Raw genomic sequence first — 17,363 nt, 5'->3', positions numbered from 1 at the left:
CAGACGTTGGCCCACCGTTCCGTGGATGCCGTCCGTCGGGCATCACACTGCGATGAGCCAGTTTTTCACCCCCGCAGCCAAAGGAGCGGTATGCGCATCCGCGGGGAACGCGAGTGCAAAGACTGCGGGACGCGATGGTCGTACTACGAGACCGGGAACGTGAGCTGTCCAGACTGCGGCAGCCGTCGGAGCGTCGGCGTCGGCGACCGCACCCGTCACACTGCGAGCGCGGCGACGCTCGATCTCTCCGGCGCGCGCGACCGCCTCGACGCGAGCGTCAGTGACGATGCCGACGTCCGCGCGGCGGCCGAACGCGCAGTCGAGACGTGCCGGGCGTTCGTCCGCCAGCACGGGTTCATCGCTGCCGGCGAGTTCGAGCCGCTCGACGCGACGTATCTCGCCGCGCTCGAACTTCGCTATGTCGCCGAAGAGCTCTCGCGCACGATGCGGACCGACGACGCAGTAGAGCGATACTTCCTCTCGTTGCTGGACGGGGCCGATCGGGGCGAACGCCCGCCACCCGAAGACGTGCCGAAATCACTCCGCGTGGCCCGTGGGCTGGCGGCCGCCGAGGCCGTCGCGGCGTACCGCCGCGAGGCGGGGACGTATCTCGACGACCACCCCGACGAGGCTGCGAGTGCGGCGTTCGGGACGCTAACGGAACATCGAAAGCGCATCGCGGCGCTCGACGGTGACGTGACCCCCGAAACCGCCGAGCAACTCGTTCGGGCTGCACGCGACCTCGGTCGATATCTCCGAGAAGGCGACGAGAACGCGCTCGTGACCGCACGCGATCGGCTCGATCGACTTCGCGACGATATCTGACCCGCGACCCAGCAGGTGTCGGCAACAGCGTTTATTCGTTCGCCGTCGACCCCGCGGACGTATGACCGCGAAACGCCCACGTCGGAGGTACGGATCGTGACGCAGCTCGGCTACACCCTGTCGAGCGAGGAGTTCGGCCCGAACGAGTTGGTACAGCAGGCCGAGCGCGCCGAAGAGGCGGGCTTCGACTTCGTCAGTATCTCGGACCACTACCACCCGTGGCTCGAAGCCCAGGGCGAGTCACCGTTCGTCTGGAGTTCGCTCGGCGGGATCGCGGCGTCGGTCGAGGAGGTCGACGTTGCGGTCGGGGTGACCTGCCCCACGATCAAGACCCACCCCGCGATCATCGCCCAGGCGGTCGCCACGACGGCGGCGATGGTCCCCGAGGAGTTCTACTTCGGCGTCGGCACCGGCGAACTCCTGAACGAGCACGTCCTCGGCGATCACTGGCCCGAGCACCGCGTCAGAATGGAGATGCTCGAAGAGGCCGTCGCGGTGATGCGGAAGCTCTGGACCGGCGACCAGGTGAGCCACCACGGCGAGCACTACGACGTCCAGAACGCCCGGCTGTTCACCCTTCCCGACGAGATTCCACCCGTGTGCGTCTCGGCTTTTGGAGAACGTGCCGCGAAGGGGGCCGCCGAGTTCGGCGACGGGTTCTGGTCGGTCGGACCGCAAGACGTCCTCACTGACTGGGAGGCGGCGGGTGGCGAGGGTCCACGACTCACCCAGCTTCACGCCTGCGTCGCCGACAGTGAGGACGAGGCGGTGGCGACCGCTCACGAGCAGTGGGCGAACTCCGGGCTCCCCGGCGAACTCGCCGCCGAACTCCCGACGACGGCACACTTCGAGCAGGCCACGGAGATGGTGACCGAGGAGGACATCCACGAGGGCTCGATCATCACCGAGGAGGACATCCACGAGGGCTCGATCATCACCGAGCAGAACCCCGACGCCCACATCGAGAGTTTCCAACAGGCGATCGATGCGGGCTACGATCACGTCTACATCCACCAGATCGGCGACGATCAGGAAACCGCGCTCAATCTCTACGAGAACGAGGTGCTTCCGAGTTTCGACTGAGCCACGTCGCGGAACGACCGCGGCCCCCTCAGCCGAGTTCGCCGTCAAGCAGCCGAGTATAGAGGTCGCGGTCGAACGTGTTCTCGGGGAGCGAGTCGTGCCACGCGACGTCGTCGATCGCCTCGTCGGCGAGACCGGGATCGTCCGTCAGGGCCGTACTCTCGGGAGTCGCGTCGAACACCGCGAAATGGAAGACGAACGCATCGTCGCCGTCGGTGAACGTCTGTTCGGCGATCGCCGCGAGCCCGTCGATCCGTACCTCGACACCGGTTTCCTCGTACGTCTCGCGGACCGCACCAGCCGCCGGTGTCTCGTGAGCTTCGAGCATTCCGCCGGGGAGGAGCCACTGATCGTCGTGATGGACGAGCAGGAGTCGGCTATCGTGGACCGCGAGCGCGCCGACGCCCCAGCCCCGCTCGGCGCGAGCGCGTGCCGACGCTACCCCTTCGGCGTCGACCTCGAAGGTGTTCTCACTCCGGAACACGTCACCGTAGTCAGCAGCGAGCGCGTCGGGAGCCGGATCGGGTTCGATCATCGTCACAGCCGCTCGACTGCGATCGTGGCCACTCCTGAGATGTGACTCACTCGTACAGCGGGTGTCGGTCGGTGAGTGCGTCGACGTCGGCCGCAACCTCCTCACGCACGCTCTCGTCGTCGGGGGCGTCAACGACGCGCGCGATGCAGTCGGCGACCTCCTGGCAGGCATCCTCGTCGAAGCCCCGAGTCGTGAGGCCGGGCGTCCCGGCGCGGATGCCGCTGGCGACGAACGGCGAGCGGGTCTCGCCCGGCACGGTGTTCGCGTTCAGCACGATACCGGCCTCCTCCAGCGCCTCTTCGACTTCCTTGCCCGTGGTATCGGGATGCGAATCGCGGAGATCGACGAGGACGAGGTGGGTGTCGGTTCCACCGGAGACCAGCGAGAGACCGTGTTCGGCGAGGCGATCGCCGAGCGCCGCGGCGTTGTCGACGACCTGCTGGGCGTACGCCTCGAACTCGGGGTCGAGTGCTTCCCCGAAGCCGACCGCCTTCCCGGCGATGTTGTGCATCAGCGGCCCGCCCTGCATCCCTGGGATAATCGCGGAGTCGATCGCGTCAGCGTGTTCGTCGCTCGACATGATGATCCCGCCCCGCCCCGATCGGATGGTCTTGTGCGTCGAGCCGGTGACGAAGTCGGTGATTCCCACGGGTGAGGGGTGGATGCCAGCCGCGACGAGGCCAGTGATGTGGGCGATGTCCGCGAGGTGGTACGCCCCGACCGACTCGGCGGTGTCCTGGATGCGCTCCCACTCGACCTCTCGGGGGTACGCCGAGTAGCCCGAAACGATCATGTCGGGTTCGAACGCCTCGGCGTGGTCGGCGAGCGCCTCGTAGTCGATGTATCCCGTCTCGGGATCGGCCTCGTAGTTCTCGACCTCGTAGACCTGGCCCGCGAAGTTCTTCGGATGCCCGTGGGAGAGATGGCCACCGTGGGTGAGGTCGAGCGAGAGGATCTTGTCGCCGGGATCGAGCACGGCGAGGTACACCCCCATGTTGGCCTGGGAGCCGCTGTGGGGCTGGACGTTGACGTATTCGGCCCCCCAGAGCTCCTTCGCGCGGTCGATGGCGAGCCCCTCGACGTCGTCGGCGTACTCACAGCCACCGTAGTAGCGCTCGCCGGGATACCCCTCGGCGTACTTGTTGGTGAGCTCGCTGCTCTGGGCCTCCATCACCGCTTCGCTAACGTGGTTCTCGCTCGCGATCATCATCAGCGTCTCGCGCTGGCGGTCGAGTTCGCCGTCGAGCGCGTCGGCGACCGACGGATCGACCTCCCGAACACGGTCGTAGTCCATGACCGCACTCTCACCCCCAGGGTCAATATACTGTCGAAGGGAACAAGATTCAGCCTCTGCCTCTCCCAATCGACGACGAACCGATCGGCATCCCGCGCTTTCGCCGCCGATCTCGTAGGTCGCGCCACGACGACGAACCCCGCGGTGTCGCCGCTATCGCGCCGCTTATTCGGGTTGCGGTCGTACGCTCGTCCATGACCGAACTGAACGATCAGGTGTTCGCGGCGGCCCGACAGCGAGGACGTACCCTGCTGACCGAAGAACTCGTCGCGCTGATCGAGCGCCACCATCCCCACGACCGGCCGGGCGTCGCGCGCGAGGTCATGACGCAGTATTCCGACGCGCTCGCCGACGAGACGTCCTACGACTTCGACCGCGAGACGTTCGTCAATGAAGTCGACGGCCGCCTTGTCGACACCGAAACATGGCGGGACACCGACGCACTCTACGCGCTCGGGGACGACCGGGTGAGCCGGTATCCAGCGAGGTGGCACGACGCGCTCGGCGGATCGACGGACGTCCCCGAGTACGTCGAGTTCCTGCTGGAGGAAACCGACGGCTACCTCGACGACCTCGAATCGGGTGCGGCAGGTCGGGGTATCCCCGAGGACGAACTGCTCGATGTCGTGAGTGTGGTCGGTCGAACCGACCGCGAGACCGCGAAGGCAGCAGTCGAAAAGGGCCGGGAAGCAGGCGAACTTGCAGAGGATGCCGACCAGCATCCCGATGCACGCGTCCGACCCGCCGAATAGGGACTCTTTTGCGCCGGGAGCCGCTGGACCGCGCATGAACGTCGGTATCGTCGGCACCGGAGCCGTCGCGGACGCGGTTCGCGCGGCACTCGCCGACGCTGACGCCACGGTCGAAGCGATCGAACCCGATACGATCGGCACGACCGATCTCGGGATCGTGATCGATGAGGTGGGAGCCACCGTTTTCGAGCGCGCGAACGATCACGCCCGCGAGAGCGAAACACCGTGGCTCGTGGTCGAGCGTGGCGGCGTCGGCGACCGGGAAGTCTGCGAGGCGTCCGTCGCGGGATTCGGCCCCGAGACGGCTTGCTATGAGTGTCTATGTCGTCGTGTCGAAGCGAACGCCGACGACGAGTCGTCTGAAGACGATCCCGGCGAGAGCGAGGCGAACGAGTCCGGACTCGACGCCACGACGGCGTGGTTCGCGGGTGCGCTCGCTGGTACCGAGGCACGCCGGCTGTGTGCGGGCGAGCCCTCGCGAGTGCTCGGCGGCGTGATCGAGGTTCCTCACGCCGAACGCCGCGTGCTCCCGGTACCGAACTGCGGCTGTACGGGCGAGGAGGACCGGGACCGCGCGCTCGTACGCGATTTCGAGGAGCGCGCTCTCGACGACGCGCTGGCGCGTGCCGAGCGCGCGCTCGACGACCAGGTGGGGATCGTCCGCGAGGTCGGCGAGGCTGCCTCCTTCCCCGCGCCGTACTACCTCGCACGCACGGGAGAGACGGCGGGATTCAGCGACGCGAGCGCCGCGAGCGAGGCCGCTGGCGTCGCCGGCGACTGGGATCGAGCGTTCATGAAAGCGCTCGGCGAGGCGCTCGAACGCTACAGCGCCGGGATCTACCGCGACGCGGCGTTCACGCACGCAACGGCGGACGATCTCGACGATCCGATCCCGCCCGACACGTTCGTGTTGCCGGGCGATTCCACCGCAGAGCCCGCGACCGATGACGGCGAGGAACTCCCCTGGATTTCTGGCGAGCACCTCGACAGCGGTGCGTCGGTCCACCTCCCGGCGGAGTTCGTCGGGTTCCCGCCACCCGAGCGTCGTCACGGATCGCCGATCACCACCGGGCTGGGGCTCGGAAACTCGGGTTCGGAGGCGCTGTGCTCGGGGTTGTACGAGGTGATCGAGCGCGACGCCGCGATGGTGTCGTGGTACTCGACGTTCTCGCCGCTCGGTCTGGCAGTCGACGACGAGGCGTTCGCGACGCTCACCGCGCGGGCACGCTCGGAGGGGCTGAGCGTGCAGCCGGTCTTGTTGACCCAGGACGTCGACGTGCCGGTGGTAGCGGTCGCGATCGAGCGCGAGGAGTGGCCGCGCTTTGCGGTCGGCTCCGCCGCCGATCTCGATCCCGCCGCGGCCGCACGGTCGGCGCTCGCCGAGGCGCTCCAGAGCTGGATGGAGCTGCGCGCGATGGGACCCGACGCCGCCAACGCCGCCGAGGGAGCCATCGGTGAGTATGCGGAGTCGCCGGGCGTCGCGGCCGAGTTCTTCGACACGACACAGCACGTGCCAGCAGCGAGCGTCGGTCCCGATCCGGCCCCCACCGGAGCCGACGAACTCGGAGCGCTCGTCGAGCGCGTGACCGACGCGGGCCTCGATCCCTACGCCGCGCGGCTCACCCCACGAGACATCGAACAGCTCGGCTTCGAGGCGGTCCGCGTGCTCGTTCCGTCATCACAGCCGCTGTTCACCGACGAGGCGTACTTCGGCGAGCGCGCGCAGCGGGTGCCGCGCGAGTCGGGGTTCGAACCGCAGCTCGACCGCGAGTTCCACCCGTATCCGTGAGGTGCGTGGCGACTGCGGTGCGGGGCCTGGTGGATGAAGGGCGAGCGAACGAAGTGAGCGAGGGCTTCGGCGGTGCTGCACGGTGCAGAAAGCGCCAGCAGTTCTACTGCGAGTGAGCGCGGAGCGCGAACGAGCGGGGGTTTTTACTCCAGATTTTTGCAAGCGAGGGTTGGGCGAGCGAAGCGAGCGCAATCCCCCGCAGTGAAAAAGTGGGGTTCGTTAGATCCCGAACGTCGCCCGAAGCATGTCCCGGGTTCCGGGACCGAGACCGACGACGATGACGGCGAGCAGGAGCAGCAGCGAGTAGCGCGGGCTCTCCTCAATGATCCGGTCGTCGAACAGCCAAAGGATACCGACCGCGAGCGCGACCTTCACGACGAGAAACGGCCACGAGTCGCCGACTGCCTCGACGAACGACGGCGGAAAGACCGTCTCGGTGAAGCCGACGATGATCGCGTTGGCCGGGTGTTTCGCAGTGTACTGGAAGGGGAGCCCGATGACGTCCCACCAATCGGAGGCGAGGACGTTCGCCACACCGTCGACCGCCTGGGCCCAGAGGACGGCGAGACCGACGAACCCGGTCCCGGCGTTGATCGCGGGTTCGATCCGGTCGATGGCGAGATAGACCCCACCAGCGATCAGGGCTGCAAGACCGAGCGTGAGCACGAGCATCTGTGGGTAGAACCCCACGAACTCGGTAGCGGTGGCGAGGTACGTGAGGTAGCCGAGGACGGCCACGAGTGCGAGCGTCCCGAAGGCCGCGAGCGCACCGTAATACTCCTCAACGATGTCACGGCGGGAGAGCCAAAGCGCCGCGAGCAGCGCGACGAGCGTGACGAGAAACACCGTCACGTAGATGATCGGACTGATGATCAGCGTGTTCGTAGGGTAGGAGATCGCGGCGGTCGCGTCCGCCGGGACGGCGTCGTTCGCGTCCTCGACCACTCGGAGCGCGCCACCGAACAGCGTGAACGGCAACAGTGCGTACAGCAGCCGGCGGTCGGTCCCGACACCGAGACGTTTGATGAGCAGGAGCACGCCGATCAGCATGAACAGCAGGGTGAGCGCGTAGCCGATCTCGGAAATGATCGTGTAGCCCGGCTCGGCGACGACGGCTCCCTGCGCCGCGGCGGCCTGACACGCGTTCGCCTCGCCGAGTCGACTGACGACGCCATCGACGCGGACGGAACAGACGGCGTTGTGTGCGTCGGCGTCGATCGGGCCCCAGAAGTACTGCCAGAGGAACTCGGTGTACACCCGCTGTGGGAACGTGACTGCGCTCCCTGCGACGACGAGCACCACCGCGAGCGCCGCCGCGATCCACCCCCGAACGGGATCGACACGGTCCGCTATCGCTGCCATACCTGAGGCGGTTTCGCCGGCGGTTTCACGGTTCCGGTTACGCGCGTCGCAGACGCACAGCTTGTCGGGATGTGTTCGTCAGTAATGTTGCGAGGGCAAGATGCTCCATCTTGCCCGCACTTTCGTGCCGCAGCACGGCACGCAGTGCGAGGGACAGGATTTGAACCCGTGGACCTCTACAGGAGCGGAGCTTGAATCCGCCGCCGTTTCCAGACTTGGCTACCCTCGCACGCGCTCGCCTCTCGCCCGGCCGAGCGCTAAAGCGTTGCGGACGCCGGCCATGGCTCGGTCTTCGGGCGTCGGCTTCAAGCAACCGGAGTCGGTACTCGGAGTATGGACGATCACACCCGCGACCCGTCGGTGAGGCCGCCTCGCGGAAATCCGACGGGCTGGCGGGCGGACAGTCAGTGGGAGCACGCGACTCTTCGGCGGGCGGTCGGCCACGGTGTCAGACTCTACAACTCCGGAAAGTACCACGCCTCACACGATTGTTTCGAAGACGAGTGGTACAACTACGGCCGCGGGAACACGGAATCGAAGTTCTGTCACGGGATGGTCCAGGTCGCGGCCGGCGCGTACAAACACCACGATTTCGAGGACGACGCGGGGATGCGTTCGCTCTTTCGAACTGCGCTCGACTATCTCCGTGACGTGCCCCGAGATTTCTACGGCGTCGATCTGCTCGATGTCCGAACCGTCCTGACGAACGCACTCGACGATCCGACGGCGTTGCACGGCTGGACGATACGTCTTGACGGGAAATCGCCCGAGGCACGCCCGGAGGACATCGAGTACGCGTCGGCGCTCGACTGAACTACCAATCGAGTACGCGGCGGCGCTCGTCGGCCAGCGTCAGGAACTCCGCCGTCCACGGTGGTATCGCCGACCGATCCAGCACCGCGTCGATCGACAGCCACTCCACCGCGGCGACTTCTGCCGGGGCGGCGACCCGTGCCTCACCATCGTCGTGCCGGCACAGGAACACCACGTTCACACAGGACGTTCCGTCGTCGGTCGTGAACGCGTTACTCTGGACGTACTGGGGGTCCGTTATCGCGATAGCGACTTCCTCGCGGACTTCACGTCGGAGCGTGGCTTCGAGGGCGTCGCCGGTGTCGGTCGCCTCAACCGTCCCGCCGACGAGCGCGAGCGTACCCGCAGCGTGGTCCTCGGCGGCCGCGCGCTCGACGAGCAGATACTCACCGTCGCGATAGATCGCAGCCTCCACGTTCACGACATATCGGTCGTCGCTGTCAGTCATGCGGCTGTCTCCAAAAAAAACAGTTCGTGGTCACGGTACGGTCCGGACCAGTACCGGACCACTCAAAAAGGCGGGGTCGTTAGGGATCGTAGATGCGAATCGAGCAGTTGGGCGACGGTGAGCCCGAAATCGCCGTCGTCGGCGGGATTCATGGCGACGAGCCGTGCGGTGTGCGCGCGGTCGAACACCTCATCGACACCCAGCCGGACGTCAAGCGCCCGGTGAAGTGTATCGTGGCGAACGAGGAGGCGCTGGATCAAGGAACCAGATACGTCGACGACGATCTCAACCGGGTGTTTCCCGGTGATCCCGACAGCGCCTCGCACGAGCGACGCCTCGCCAGCCGTCTCCTCGCGGAACTCCGGGGCTGTCGGGTCCTCTCGATGCACTCGACGCAGTCGTACGCGAACCCGTTCGCCGTCGTCGCCGACGACGGACTCGCCGTCGCGGAGTCGATCTGTCCGTATCTCACGCTCGATGCGGTGATCGACGCGGGCGCGTTCACCGAGGGACGACTCGTGAGCTACGCCGAGGTGGTGGAAGTCGAGTGTGGCTACCAAGGCTCCGAGGAGGCTGCGGCGAACGCCGTCGCTATCTGTCAGGAGTTTCTCGCCGCGGTCGGCGCGCTCCCCGGCGGCGAGCCACGCACCAGCGACGTCCCGCTCTACCGACTCCAACACCTCATCCCGAAAGGGCCGGCGTCGGGCTACGAGGTCTTCGTCACCAACTTCGAGCGCGTCGCGGCGGGGGAAGCCTACGCGGCCGCCGGCGACGAGACGCTCATCGCCGAGAAACCCTTCTATCCCGTGTTGATGTCGCCGTACGGCTACGAGGACGAGTTCGGCTACGCCGCCGAACTCGCCGGCAAACTCGGCGGCGAGCCGACGCGACCCGACCCTGAACAGCGACCGTCGGGCGCAACCGAGTCGTGACCAGCTTGGTCACCAGCCGGGAGTAAGACTGTCGGAGAGGCGAGTGGACAAGTGTGACCACCCGTCACTAGATCGGGATGACGGATAAACGTCTATCGCACCCCTTATGACGATATCGCTCAACGGATCGAGCGAGATGAACGCACTCCTGCACCTCGGTCTCGAACATCCGAACTTCGTCTGGATCGCCGTCACTGCCGTCCTCGCGTTCGCCGCCGGGCTCGGCGTCGCCACGCTCCGTGTTTTCACAGACGAGGAAACGACCGCCGAGACCGAATCCGCCGACGAGCTACGATAACGGTAGCCGGCTCGTTCAGGGACTGGATCGCTCCGTTCCGTATCGATCGCTGGCAGCGATACTGAGGAATTCGTGGAGTGAGTCGCGGATGAACTCTGGGTTATCGACGTGGGAGTTGTGGCCGGCGTTCGGGATCTGCCGGGTTTCAGCGACGGGAATCACATCGGCCATGTACGCTGCGTGGCGAGCCTGCATCGCTCTTTCGAGCTCACCGTACAGCAGCAGCGATGGCACGGTGATCGAGGCGTGGTCGATCGAGTCGGACGGGTACGACGTGATGACGTCGTCGATTTTCTCCAATTCCTCGTCGAGTACCTCGGGCACGTCCGCAGCGTGATCGTTCTTGATTCGTTCAGCTTTTTCGAGATCACCGAGCCCCTCCTCGTCGAACCACCACTCGTGGAATTGAAACATCATTGACATTACACGGTCCGGATCGACAGCCGGCGACAGGAACTCCGCAACCGTCGGGAACAGCCGGCGCTCGACCCACTCGCTTCGCGACAGGATTTCGGGAGTCATCGTACCGATCGTACAGAGGGCCGCGATCGTCGACGGTGATTCAGCCGCGTACCGCTGGGCAATCATGCCGCCCATCGAGAGGCCACAGATAACCGGCCGATCGAGATCGAGACCGCTGATGAGAGCGCCGAGGTCGTCAGCATACAGTCCCATCGTGTACGAGGCACGCTCGGAACCGCCGGTTCGACCGTGACCACGGAGATCGTACACGATGACCCGATAGTCGCTGGCGAGCGGTTTGGCCTGTTCGGCCCAGAGTCGGTGATCGGCCGTCGCACCGTGGAGGAACACGATCGGTGGTCCCTCCCCGTACTCCTCGTAGTACATCTGGATCTCGTTCGTCTGGACGGTTGGCATACTGTGACTACCAAACAACCCGTTGTTTGTGTTTCTATTTCGATATCAGGGAAGGTAGATTTCGACGAGGTAGCGGATCGATCTTCCGGACGGCTGCACGGAGTTGCACGGACCGAAATCAGCGGACCCGCTTTCGCACACGGAACCGCCGAGCTGCTGTCCGAAAGCCCTCGTTCGAAACGCAGTTCGTGGAGCGATTCAGGTGTCCAGCGGGGCGAACTCGACGAGCGTCAGTTCGCGGTCGAGGTGGCAGTAGTCGTGCGGCGGATCCCCGATCACCTCCCGGATGCGGTACTCGGCGTCGAAGTCGACCCCGGCTGGTTCGCAGTACTCGTGGCTCGGACACTCGGTGTGCGGGCACGGCCCCTCCAACCGCGCTTTGCTGCCGGCGTACGCACTTTTCGGGGATACGTTCGCCATCACGGGCGCGGGTTCGACGTCGACCGCCCGAACGCCGGTGTCGTGGACACCACATTCGAGCGTCTGGGCGTTCTCCCGAACTCCGGTGATGCGATACCTGACGCCCTCGCGGAGATTGAGACACTGATCGCGGTAGGGACAGCCCTCACACGCGCTCGCCTCGCCCTGGTAGACGAACTCGGTGCCGACGTCCGCGAGCCGCGTTCCGACGAGTGTGATCTGTGACATGCCTGGAGCTACATCACGTACGCGAATAAAAAACACGGCTCCGACGGGAGCCAGTAGAATCCCGCACACGAACAGCGATTCACTGCTCCCCCGATGAGGTCATGTGGAACGGTCCCGTACAGAATCACATGAGCGATCGAATCCCCGTGACGGTCGTCGTGGACGACGAGGAAACGACCATCGAAGTCGACCGGGGTGACACCCTGCGCGATGCATCACTCGAACACGAACTGCCGGTCTACGGAACGCTCTCGCAGTACGCCAACTGCGGCGGTCGGGGCCTGTGTTCGACGTGCACCGTCGAAGTCGATCCCGCCCCGGAGCCGACCCACTGGCACGACGCCGCAGCCGTCCGATTCGGGTATCCACGACTCTCGTGCTGTATCGAGGTCGAGGAGCCGCTGACGGTCGGTCTCCTCGACAAACACGTCTGGGGACAGGTGCTCCCCCGCCACGTGACGCCGGAGTGAGACGCCTCCAGAGCCGCAGCCGATAGCGCCAGCGCTGGTCGTTCGACCGGCGTCCACGTCGACGTTCGGATGGAGTTCTGCAACGACCGCTGTGATCGATCGCTATTCGTGTCCGGTCAACTCGTCGAGCTTCTCGAAGTACTCCTCGCGAGGGACCTGATAGAGTCCCCGGTAGTCGATTGCTCCGTCGGCGAAACGCTTCGCGAGATCGATCGCTCCCGCGACGGCCGCCTCGTGGTCCGCGAACCGATCGGCGTCGCGGTCGACATCGGGTTCGAGATATAGCGTGACGTACCACGAGTCGCCGGTGGTCGATCGACGGTCGGTCCCGGGGCGGCGCGATCGCCGACCGTGAGTGAGGTAGATCGTCGGGAGGCACGGGGCCGGGAACTCGTGGCTGTCGAACACGTCCGGCCGGTAGACCAGTACGCACCGTTCTTCGGACTCGTTCCAGACGGTCCATCCATCCGGGAGCGCGTCGAAGTCGGTCATGTGTGGTCGTCGGGGCCCGCTTCCCATAGCCCTCGCGATCGGCAGACAGTCCACCGAAACGGAGTTTTTGGCAAGAGTAGGGACAACGGTTTTACGCATCCAACCCCTCCTATATGATAGTATCGGTGGGACGTCCTACCATGCTACGCCGCCCCGAAGCGCTCCGCGGACCAGCTGTCCCGACACCGTCGACCGCGTCGTTCGCCGACGAGAACGCCACGCGTGAACATATGGCACGACAATGGCGCGCGCCGGTCCCCGCCGGCGCGCACGCGCAGCCAGCAGCCAACCCCCGCGCGAGCGGGGCGACGAGGTAACACAATGTCAGGCGATACCGAAACACTCGAAAGCCTCAGCGAGGAGTACCGGGCATCGATTCCGACGGACCTCCGCACGACCCGGCCGTTCCAGTGGTATCTCGACGAGGTCCACGACGAGCCACGGGTCGCACGCAACGCCCACCAACGCGTGGCGGACATGTTCGACTTCTACGGGACCGAATACGACGAGGACGACGGCGTCGTGGAGTACCACCTCGCCAGCGAAGATCCCCTCTTCGAGGGCGAGAACACCTTCTACGGCCGGGAGATCCACGAGGCGATCCACGAGTTCGTCAACAAGGTCAAATCCGGCGCGCGCGGGCTCGGTCCCGAGCGCCGGATCAAACTCCTCCTCGGTCCCGTGGGATCGGGCAAATCCGACTTCGACAGGCAAGTACGGCGGTACTTCGAGGACTACACTGCGCGCGAGGACGGGCGGCTGTACACCTTCCGATGGACCAACCTGTGTGACGTGATCGCCGATCAGGACCCCGCCGACGACGTGGTTCGGTCGCCGATGAACCAGGACCCGCTCGTACTCTTGCCGCTCGATCAGCGGGCCCGCGTGGTCGAGACGCTGAACGACCGCCTCGACGCACCCTACACCATCCGGAACGAGCAGGCGCTCGATCCCGCCTCGGAGTTCTACATGGATCGCCTGCTCGAATACTACGACGACGACCTCCAGCAGGTGCTGGAGAACCACGTCGAGGTCGTCCGTCTGGTGATCGACGAGAACAAGCGCCGCGGGATCGAGACGTTCGAGCCCAAAGACAAGAAAAACCAGGACGAGACCGAACTCACCGGCGACGTCAACTACTCGAAGATCGCGGTCTACGGCGAGAGCGACCCGCGCGCGTTCGACTATTCGGGCGCGTTCTGTAACGCGAACCGGGGGATATTCTCGGGCGAAGAGTTGTTGAAACTCCAGCGGGAGTTCCTCTACGACTTCCTGCACGCGACCCAGGAGATGACGATCAAGCCGAAGAACAACCCCCGAATGGACATCGACCAGGTGATCGTCGGCCGGACGAACATGCCCGAGTACAAGGAGAAGAAGGGCGACGAGAAGATGGAAGCGTTCAACGACCGGACGAAGCGGATCGACTTCCCTTACGTGCTCCAGTACGGCGAGGAGGCCAACATCTACCGGAAGATGCTGAAAAACGCCGATGTGCCCGACGTCAACGTCGAGCCCCATACGTTGGAAATGGCGGGTCTCTTCGGTGTACTCACGCGGATCGAGGAACCCGATTCGGGGACCGTCGACCTCCTCCAGAAGGCGAAGGCGTACAACGGCGAGATCGACGAGGCCGAGGACGTCGACGTGAAGAAGCTCCGGGAAGAGGCCACTGAAACTGCGGAAATCGGCGAAGGGATGGAAGGAGTTAGTCCGCGATTTATCGGCGACGAGATCGCGGAGGCGATCATGGACTCGATGCATAGGGAGCGAAACTTCCTCTCGCCGCTGACCACGTTCAACCACCTCGAAGAGAACCTCGAAAACCACGGCTCGATCGCAGCCGATCTCTTCGACACCTACTACCGCTACCTCGAACTCGTCCGCGAGGAGTACCGAGAGCGCGCGATCGAGGACGTCCGCCACGCGTTGGCGTACGACTTGGACGAAATCCAGCGCCAGGGCGAGAAGTACATGGACCACGTGATGGCGTACATCGACGATGATACCGTGGAAGACGAACTCACCGGACGCGAACAGGGTCCCGACGAAACGTTCCTTCGCTCCGTGGAGGAGAAACTCGACGTGCCCGAGGACCGGAAAGACGACTTCCGTCAGGAGGTGTCGAACTGGGTCTCCAGGAGAGCGCGTGAGGGAGACACGTTCAACCCTCAGGACAACGACCGACTCCGGCGCGCGCTGGAACGCAAGCTCTGGGAGGACAAGAAACACAACATCAACTTCTCGGCGTTGGTGTCGAGCGGCGAGATGGACGACGATGAACGGAGCGCATGGATCGACGCGCTGCGCGAGCAGGGCTACTCCCGTGGGGGAGCCAAGGAGGTGCTCGAGTTCGCCGGCGCGGAGGTCGCCAAAGCCGAGATGGAGGAGTGATGGCCGACCACGACCCGACTCGTGAGGAGTCCATCCCGACCGACGACGATCCCACCACGACGGACGGAGCGGCGGGTGAAGACTACGTCACGGCCGCCGACCGCGCGCTCCGGGCGACCTACGAGGAGCCGATGAGCCTCGCGGAGTACGTGGACAGAGCGCTCGAAGAGCCCGCAATCGCCGCCCACGCCGCGAAGTACCTCGTGAGCGCGATCGAGTCGATGGGCACCCGAACCGTGATCGAGGAGGGCGAGGAGAAGGAGCGCTACCGCTTCTTCGACGATCCACACAACCACGGCGAGCACGCGATTTTAGGGAACACGGAACTCCTGAACGCGTTCGTCGACGACCTCCGGTCGATCGCGGCCAGGCGTGGAAAGGAGGAGAAGATCATCTGGTTCGCGGGCCCCACGGCAACGGGAAAATCCGAGCTGAAGCGGTGTCTCATCAACGGCCTGCGCGAGTACTCGAAGACCGACGCCGGCCGGCGCTACACTGTCGAGTGGAATGTCGCGGGGGCGGGCGACGGACCAGGCCTGACCTACGGCGACAAATACCAGGACGACGAGGACGACTGGTACGAGAGCCCGGTTCAATCGCATCCCCTCTCGGTGTTCCCACCCGAAATCCGCGCGGAGATCGTCGCCGCGATCAACGACCACCGTGACGACCACATCCCGGTCGTGGCCGAGGGCCGGCTCGACCCGTTCTGCCGGGAGGCCTACGAGTATCTCGAGGACCGGTATCGTCGCGAGGGCGTCGAGGATCGGTTCTCGGCGATCACGGATCCGCGCCATCTCCGGGTGAAGAACTACGTCGTGGACGTCGGCCGCGGGATCGGCGTGCTCCACTCGGAGGACTCGGGCAGCCCGAAGGAACGCCTCGTTGGGTCGTGGATGGCGGGGATGCTCCGCGAGCTCGAATCGCGAGGGCGGAAGAACCCCCAAGCGTTCAGCTACGACGGCGTCCTCTCGCAGGGCAACGGCCTTCTCACGATCGTGGAGGACGCTGCTCAGCACGCCGATCTCCTCCGGAAACTGCTGAACGTGCCCGATGAGGGGAGCGTGAAGCTCGACAAGGGGATCGGGATGGACGTCGACACCCAGCTGATGATCATCTCGAACCCCGATCTCGAAGCCCAGCTGAACCAACACGCCGAGCGCAACGATCAGGACCCGCTGAAGGCGCTCAAGCGCCGGCTCGACAGGCGGGAGTTCCGGTATCTCACCAACCTCTCGCTCGAAGCCGAGCTGATCCGGCGCGAACTCACGAACGAGACCGAGATCTGGCAGGCCGAGTCGTACGGCGAACTGGCGGCGAAGATCCGCGAACCGCTCACCGTCGACGTGCGCGACGAACACCGGGTCAAAACGGTAGAGCTCGCGCCTCATACGGTGGCGGCGGCGGCGCTGTACAGCGTCGTGACGCGGCTCGATGACGACCTTCCGGCGGGGCTCGATCTCGTCGACAAAGCGCTACTCTTCGATCAGGGATACCTCCAGCGCGGCGACGAGCGCGTCGACGGCGACGAGTTCGACTTCGACGACGGGAGGGATGGTGAAGCCGGTATTCCGGTCACGTACACCCGCGACGTACTCGCGGACCTGTTCTACGCCGAACGCGACCGCCACCACCCCGATCTCGCCGTGGAGGACGTCGTTCTGCCCCAGGACGTGCTCGACACGATGGCCGAAGGGCTCGCGGATGCGCCGGTGTTCTCGGCGGACGAGCGTGGCGAGTTCGAGAGCCGAGTCGTGACAGTGAAAAATGAAGTGTTCGACCGACAGGAGGACGACGTGCTCGAAGCGATGATGCGAGACAAGCGCGTCGACGAATGCACCGTCGCGGAGTACGTCGAGCACGTCTACGCGTGGGCGACCGACGAACAGGTCGCAAACGACCGGGGCGAGCGCGTCGATCCCGACCCGCTGAAGATGAAGGTGTTCGAAACCGAGCATCTGGGCCGGTTCGACCCCGAGAGCTACGACGGCAACGAGCCCTCGCCGGCGGTTCGGGAGTTCCGCACGGAGAACATCATCACCGCGCTGAATCGCCACGCGTGGCACAACCGCGACGAGGAGTTCCGGGCGAGCGACGTCGCGCTGACCGAGATCCCCGTGATCGAGTCGGTGTTGGGAAGCTACGACTGGGACGACGTCCGCCGGACGTTCGAGGACTTCGACCCGCGCCAGTGGGACGACCCGCCGAGCGGGACCGAGACCGCGCGCTGCAAGGAGACGACGATCGACAACATGATCGACCTGTTCGGTTACACCGAGGCGTCGGCGGAGCTGACGAGCCGCCACGTCATGAGCCAGATGAGCTATCAGTGGTCACGGAGGGGCTGAG

17 protein-coding genes and 1 tRNA gene are annotated in these 17,363 nt (G+C 65.3%); 10 read left to right on the top strand and 8 right to left on the bottom strand.

Annotation, left to right across the window (positions count from 1 at the left end; all coding sequences use genetic code 11):
* Positions 1-90 precede the first annotated feature (90 nt).
* Positions 91-825 (top strand): DUF7117 family protein, encoded by a 735-nt coding sequence (locus C449_RS05945; RefSeq protein ID WP_006077067.1) that lies wholly within the window; start codon positions 91-93, stop codon positions 823-825.
* A gap of 96 nt (positions 826-921) precedes the next feature.
* Positions 922-1,908, top strand: a complete 987-nt coding sequence (locus tag C449_RS05940) for a TIGR03557 family F420-dependent LLM class oxidoreductase (RefSeq protein WP_049913938.1) — start codon at positions 922-924, stop codon at positions 1,906-1,908.
* Between the two features lie 28 nt (positions 1,909-1,936).
* Here the strand turns inward: C449_RS05940 and C449_RS05935 are convergent, their stop codons facing one another.
* Together C449_RS05935 and glyA are read right to left on the bottom strand one after the other, a co-directional pair.
* The gene (locus C449_RS05935; protein ID WP_080504903.1) at positions 1,937-2,443 is read right to left on the bottom strand and encodes an NUDIX hydrolase; all 507 of its coding nucleotides are present in this window, start codon (positions 2,441-2,443) and stop codon (positions 1,937-1,939) included.
* 46 nt (positions 2,444-2,489) lie between these two features.
* The gene (glyA, locus tag C449_RS05930) at positions 2,490-3,737 is read right to left on the bottom strand and encodes a serine hydroxymethyltransferase (RefSeq protein WP_006077064.1); all 1,248 of its coding nucleotides are present in this window, start codon (positions 3,735-3,737) and stop codon (positions 2,490-2,492) included.
* Positions 3,738-3,931: 194 nt separating this feature from the next.
* Here glyA and C449_RS05925 point away from each other — a divergent pair, with 194 nt between their 5' ends.
* Both C449_RS05925 and C449_RS05920 read left to right on the top strand, forming a co-directional pair.
* A complete protein-coding gene (locus C449_RS05925; RefSeq protein WP_006077063.1) occupies positions 3,932-4,489 on the top strand; it encodes a hypothetical protein in 558 nt (185 codons plus the stop codon).
* A 34-nt stretch (positions 4,490-4,523) separates the two neighbouring features.
* Entirely contained in the window at positions 4,524-6,278 is a 1,755-nt protein-coding gene (locus C449_RS05920; RefSeq protein WP_006077062.1) for a YcaO-like family protein, read from the top strand.
* A 219-nt stretch (positions 6,279-6,497) separates the two neighbouring features.
* Here C449_RS05920 and C449_RS05915 read toward each other — a convergent pair whose 3' ends face one another.
* Together C449_RS05915 and C449_RS05910 are read right to left on the bottom strand one after the other, a co-directional pair.
* Complete coding sequence (locus C449_RS05915; protein WP_006077061.1) at positions 6,498-7,640, bottom strand: DUF63 family protein; 1,143 nt, start codon at positions 7,638-7,640, stop codon at positions 6,498-6,500.
* Positions 7,641-7,785: 145 nt separating this feature from the next.
* Positions 7,786-7,869: transfer RNA gene (locus C449_RS05910), tRNA-Leu, on the bottom strand.
* Between the two features lie 104 nt (positions 7,870-7,973).
* Between C449_RS05910 and C449_RS05905 the strand changes: the two genes are divergently transcribed.
* Positions 7,974-8,453: a DUF309 domain-containing protein gene (locus tag C449_RS05905; protein ID WP_006077060.1), complete on the top strand. Its 480-nt coding sequence runs from the start codon at positions 7,974-7,976 to the stop codon at positions 8,451-8,453.
* A 1-nt stretch (position 8,454) separates the two neighbouring features.
* On the opposite strand, the gene C449_RS05900 is transcribed toward C449_RS05905, so the two are convergent.
* On the bottom strand, positions 8,455-8,901 hold the full coding sequence (locus tag C449_RS05900) for an NUDIX hydrolase (RefSeq protein WP_006077059.1): 447 nt from the start codon (positions 8,899-8,901) through the stop codon (positions 8,455-8,457).
* A gap of 92 nt (positions 8,902-8,993) precedes the next feature.
* Here C449_RS05900 and C449_RS05895 point away from each other — a divergent pair, with 92 nt between their 5' ends.
* A complete protein-coding gene (locus C449_RS05895; protein WP_006077058.1) occupies positions 8,994-9,833 on the top strand; it encodes a succinylglutamate desuccinylase/aspartoacylase domain-containing protein in 840 nt (279 codons plus the stop codon).
* 136 nt (positions 9,834-9,969) lie between these two features.
* The gene (locus C449_RS18255) at positions 9,970-10,131 is read left to right on the top strand and encodes a hypothetical protein (protein WP_169316461.1); all 162 of its coding nucleotides are present in this window, start codon (positions 9,970-9,972) and stop codon (positions 10,129-10,131) included.
* A 15-nt stretch (positions 10,132-10,146) separates the two neighbouring features.
* Here C449_RS18255 and C449_RS05885 read toward each other — a convergent pair whose 3' ends face one another.
* Both C449_RS05885 and C449_RS05880 read right to left on the bottom strand, forming a co-directional pair.
* On the bottom strand, positions 10,147-11,010 hold the full coding sequence (locus C449_RS05885) for an alpha/beta fold hydrolase (protein ID WP_006077056.1): 864 nt from the start codon (positions 11,008-11,010) through the stop codon (positions 10,147-10,149).
* A 198-nt stretch (positions 11,011-11,208) separates the two neighbouring features.
* On the bottom strand, positions 11,209-11,658 hold the full coding sequence (locus tag C449_RS05880; protein ID WP_006077055.1) for a UPF0179 family protein: 450 nt from the start codon (positions 11,656-11,658) through the stop codon (positions 11,209-11,211).
* 128 nt (positions 11,659-11,786) lie between these two features.
* Here C449_RS05880 and C449_RS05875 point away from each other — a divergent pair, with 128 nt between their 5' ends.
* Positions 11,787-12,128, top strand: coding sequence for a 2Fe-2S iron-sulfur cluster-binding protein (locus C449_RS05875; RefSeq protein WP_049913937.1), 342 nt, complete (start codon positions 11,787-11,789; stop codon positions 12,126-12,128).
* A gap of 102 nt (positions 12,129-12,230) precedes the next feature.
* On the opposite strand, the gene C449_RS05870 is transcribed toward C449_RS05875, so the two are convergent.
* On the bottom strand, positions 12,231-12,620 hold the full coding sequence (locus C449_RS05870) for a DUF5820 family protein (RefSeq protein ID WP_006077053.1): 390 nt from the start codon (positions 12,618-12,620) through the stop codon (positions 12,231-12,233).
* 321 nt (positions 12,621-12,941) lie between these two features.
* Between C449_RS05870 and C449_RS05865 the strand changes: the two genes are divergently transcribed.
* Both C449_RS05865 and C449_RS05860 read left to right on the top strand, forming a co-directional pair.
* On the top strand, positions 12,942-15,014 hold the full coding sequence (locus C449_RS05865) for a PrkA family serine protein kinase (RefSeq protein WP_006077052.1): 2,073 nt from the start codon (positions 12,942-12,944) through the stop codon (positions 15,012-15,014).
* Positions 15,014-17,362, top strand: coding sequence for a PrkA family serine protein kinase (locus C449_RS05860; protein ID WP_006077051.1), 2,349 nt, complete (start codon positions 15,014-15,016; stop codon positions 17,360-17,362). Before C449_RS05865 ends, C449_RS05860 begins: the two co-directional genes overlap by 1 nt.
* The last annotated feature ends 1 nt before the right edge of the window (position 17,363 follow it).

It is taken from the genome of Halococcus saccharolyticus DSM 5350 (genome assembly GCF_000336915.1).
GTDB lineage: Archaea > Halobacteriota > Halobacteria > Halobacteriales > Halococcaceae > Halococcus > Halococcus saccharolyticus.
This window is presented reverse-complemented; position numbering and strand designations above follow the sequence as displayed.

Coding starts and splice junctions, on each gene's coding strand:
- C449_RS05900 (WP_006077059.1), bottom strand. CDS start 8,901: ATGACTGACAGCGACGACCGATATGTCGTGAACGTGGAGGCTGCGATC.
- C449_RS05865 (WP_006077052.1), top strand. CDS start 12,942: ATGTCAGGCGATACCGAAACACTCGAAAGCCTCAGCGAGGAGTACCGG.
- C449_RS05935 (WP_080504903.1), bottom strand. CDS start 2,443: ATGATCGAACCCGATCCGGCTCCCGACGCGCTCGCTGCTGACTACGGT.
- C449_RS05885 (WP_006077056.1), bottom strand. CDS start 11,010: ATGCCAACCGTCCAGACGAACGAGATCCAGATGTACTACGAGGAGTAC.
- C449_RS05925 (WP_006077063.1), top strand. CDS start 3,932: ATGACCGAACTGAACGATCAGGTGTTCGCGGCGGCCCGACAGCGAGGA.
- C449_RS05870 (WP_006077053.1), bottom strand. CDS start 12,620: ATGACCGACTTCGACGCGCTCCCGGATGGATGGACCGTCTGGAACGAG.
- C449_RS18255 (WP_169316461.1), top strand. CDS start 9,970: ATGAACGCACTCCTGCACCTCGGTCTCGAACATCCGAACTTCGTCTGG.
- C449_RS05895 (WP_006077058.1), top strand. CDS start 8,994: ATGCGAATCGAGCAGTTGGGCGACGGTGAGCCCGAAATCGCCGTCGTC.
- C449_RS05860 (WP_006077051.1), top strand. CDS start 15,014: ATGGCCGACCACGACCCGACTCGTGAGGAGTCCATCCCGACCGACGAC.
- C449_RS05875 (WP_049913937.1), top strand. CDS start 11,787: ATGAGCGATCGAATCCCCGTGACGGTCGTCGTGGACGACGAGGAAACG.
- C449_RS05880 (WP_006077055.1), bottom strand. CDS start 11,658: ATGTCACAGATCACACTCGTCGGAACGCGGCTCGCGGACGTCGGCACC.
- C449_RS05920 (WP_006077062.1), top strand. CDS start 4,524: ATGAACGTCGGTATCGTCGGCACCGGAGCCGTCGCGGACGCGGTTCGC.
- glyA (WP_006077064.1), bottom strand. CDS start 3,737: ATGGACTACGACCGTGTTCGGGAGGTCGATCCGTCGGTCGCCGACGCG.
- C449_RS05905 (WP_006077060.1), top strand. CDS start 7,974: ATGGACGATCACACCCGCGACCCGTCGGTGAGGCCGCCTCGCGGAAAT.
- C449_RS05915 (WP_006077061.1), bottom strand. CDS start 7,640: ATGGCAGCGATAGCGGACCGTGTCGATCCCGTTCGGGGGTGGATCGCG.
- C449_RS05945 (WP_006077067.1), top strand. CDS start 91: ATGCGCATCCGCGGGGAACGCGAGTGCAAAGACTGCGGGACGCGATGG.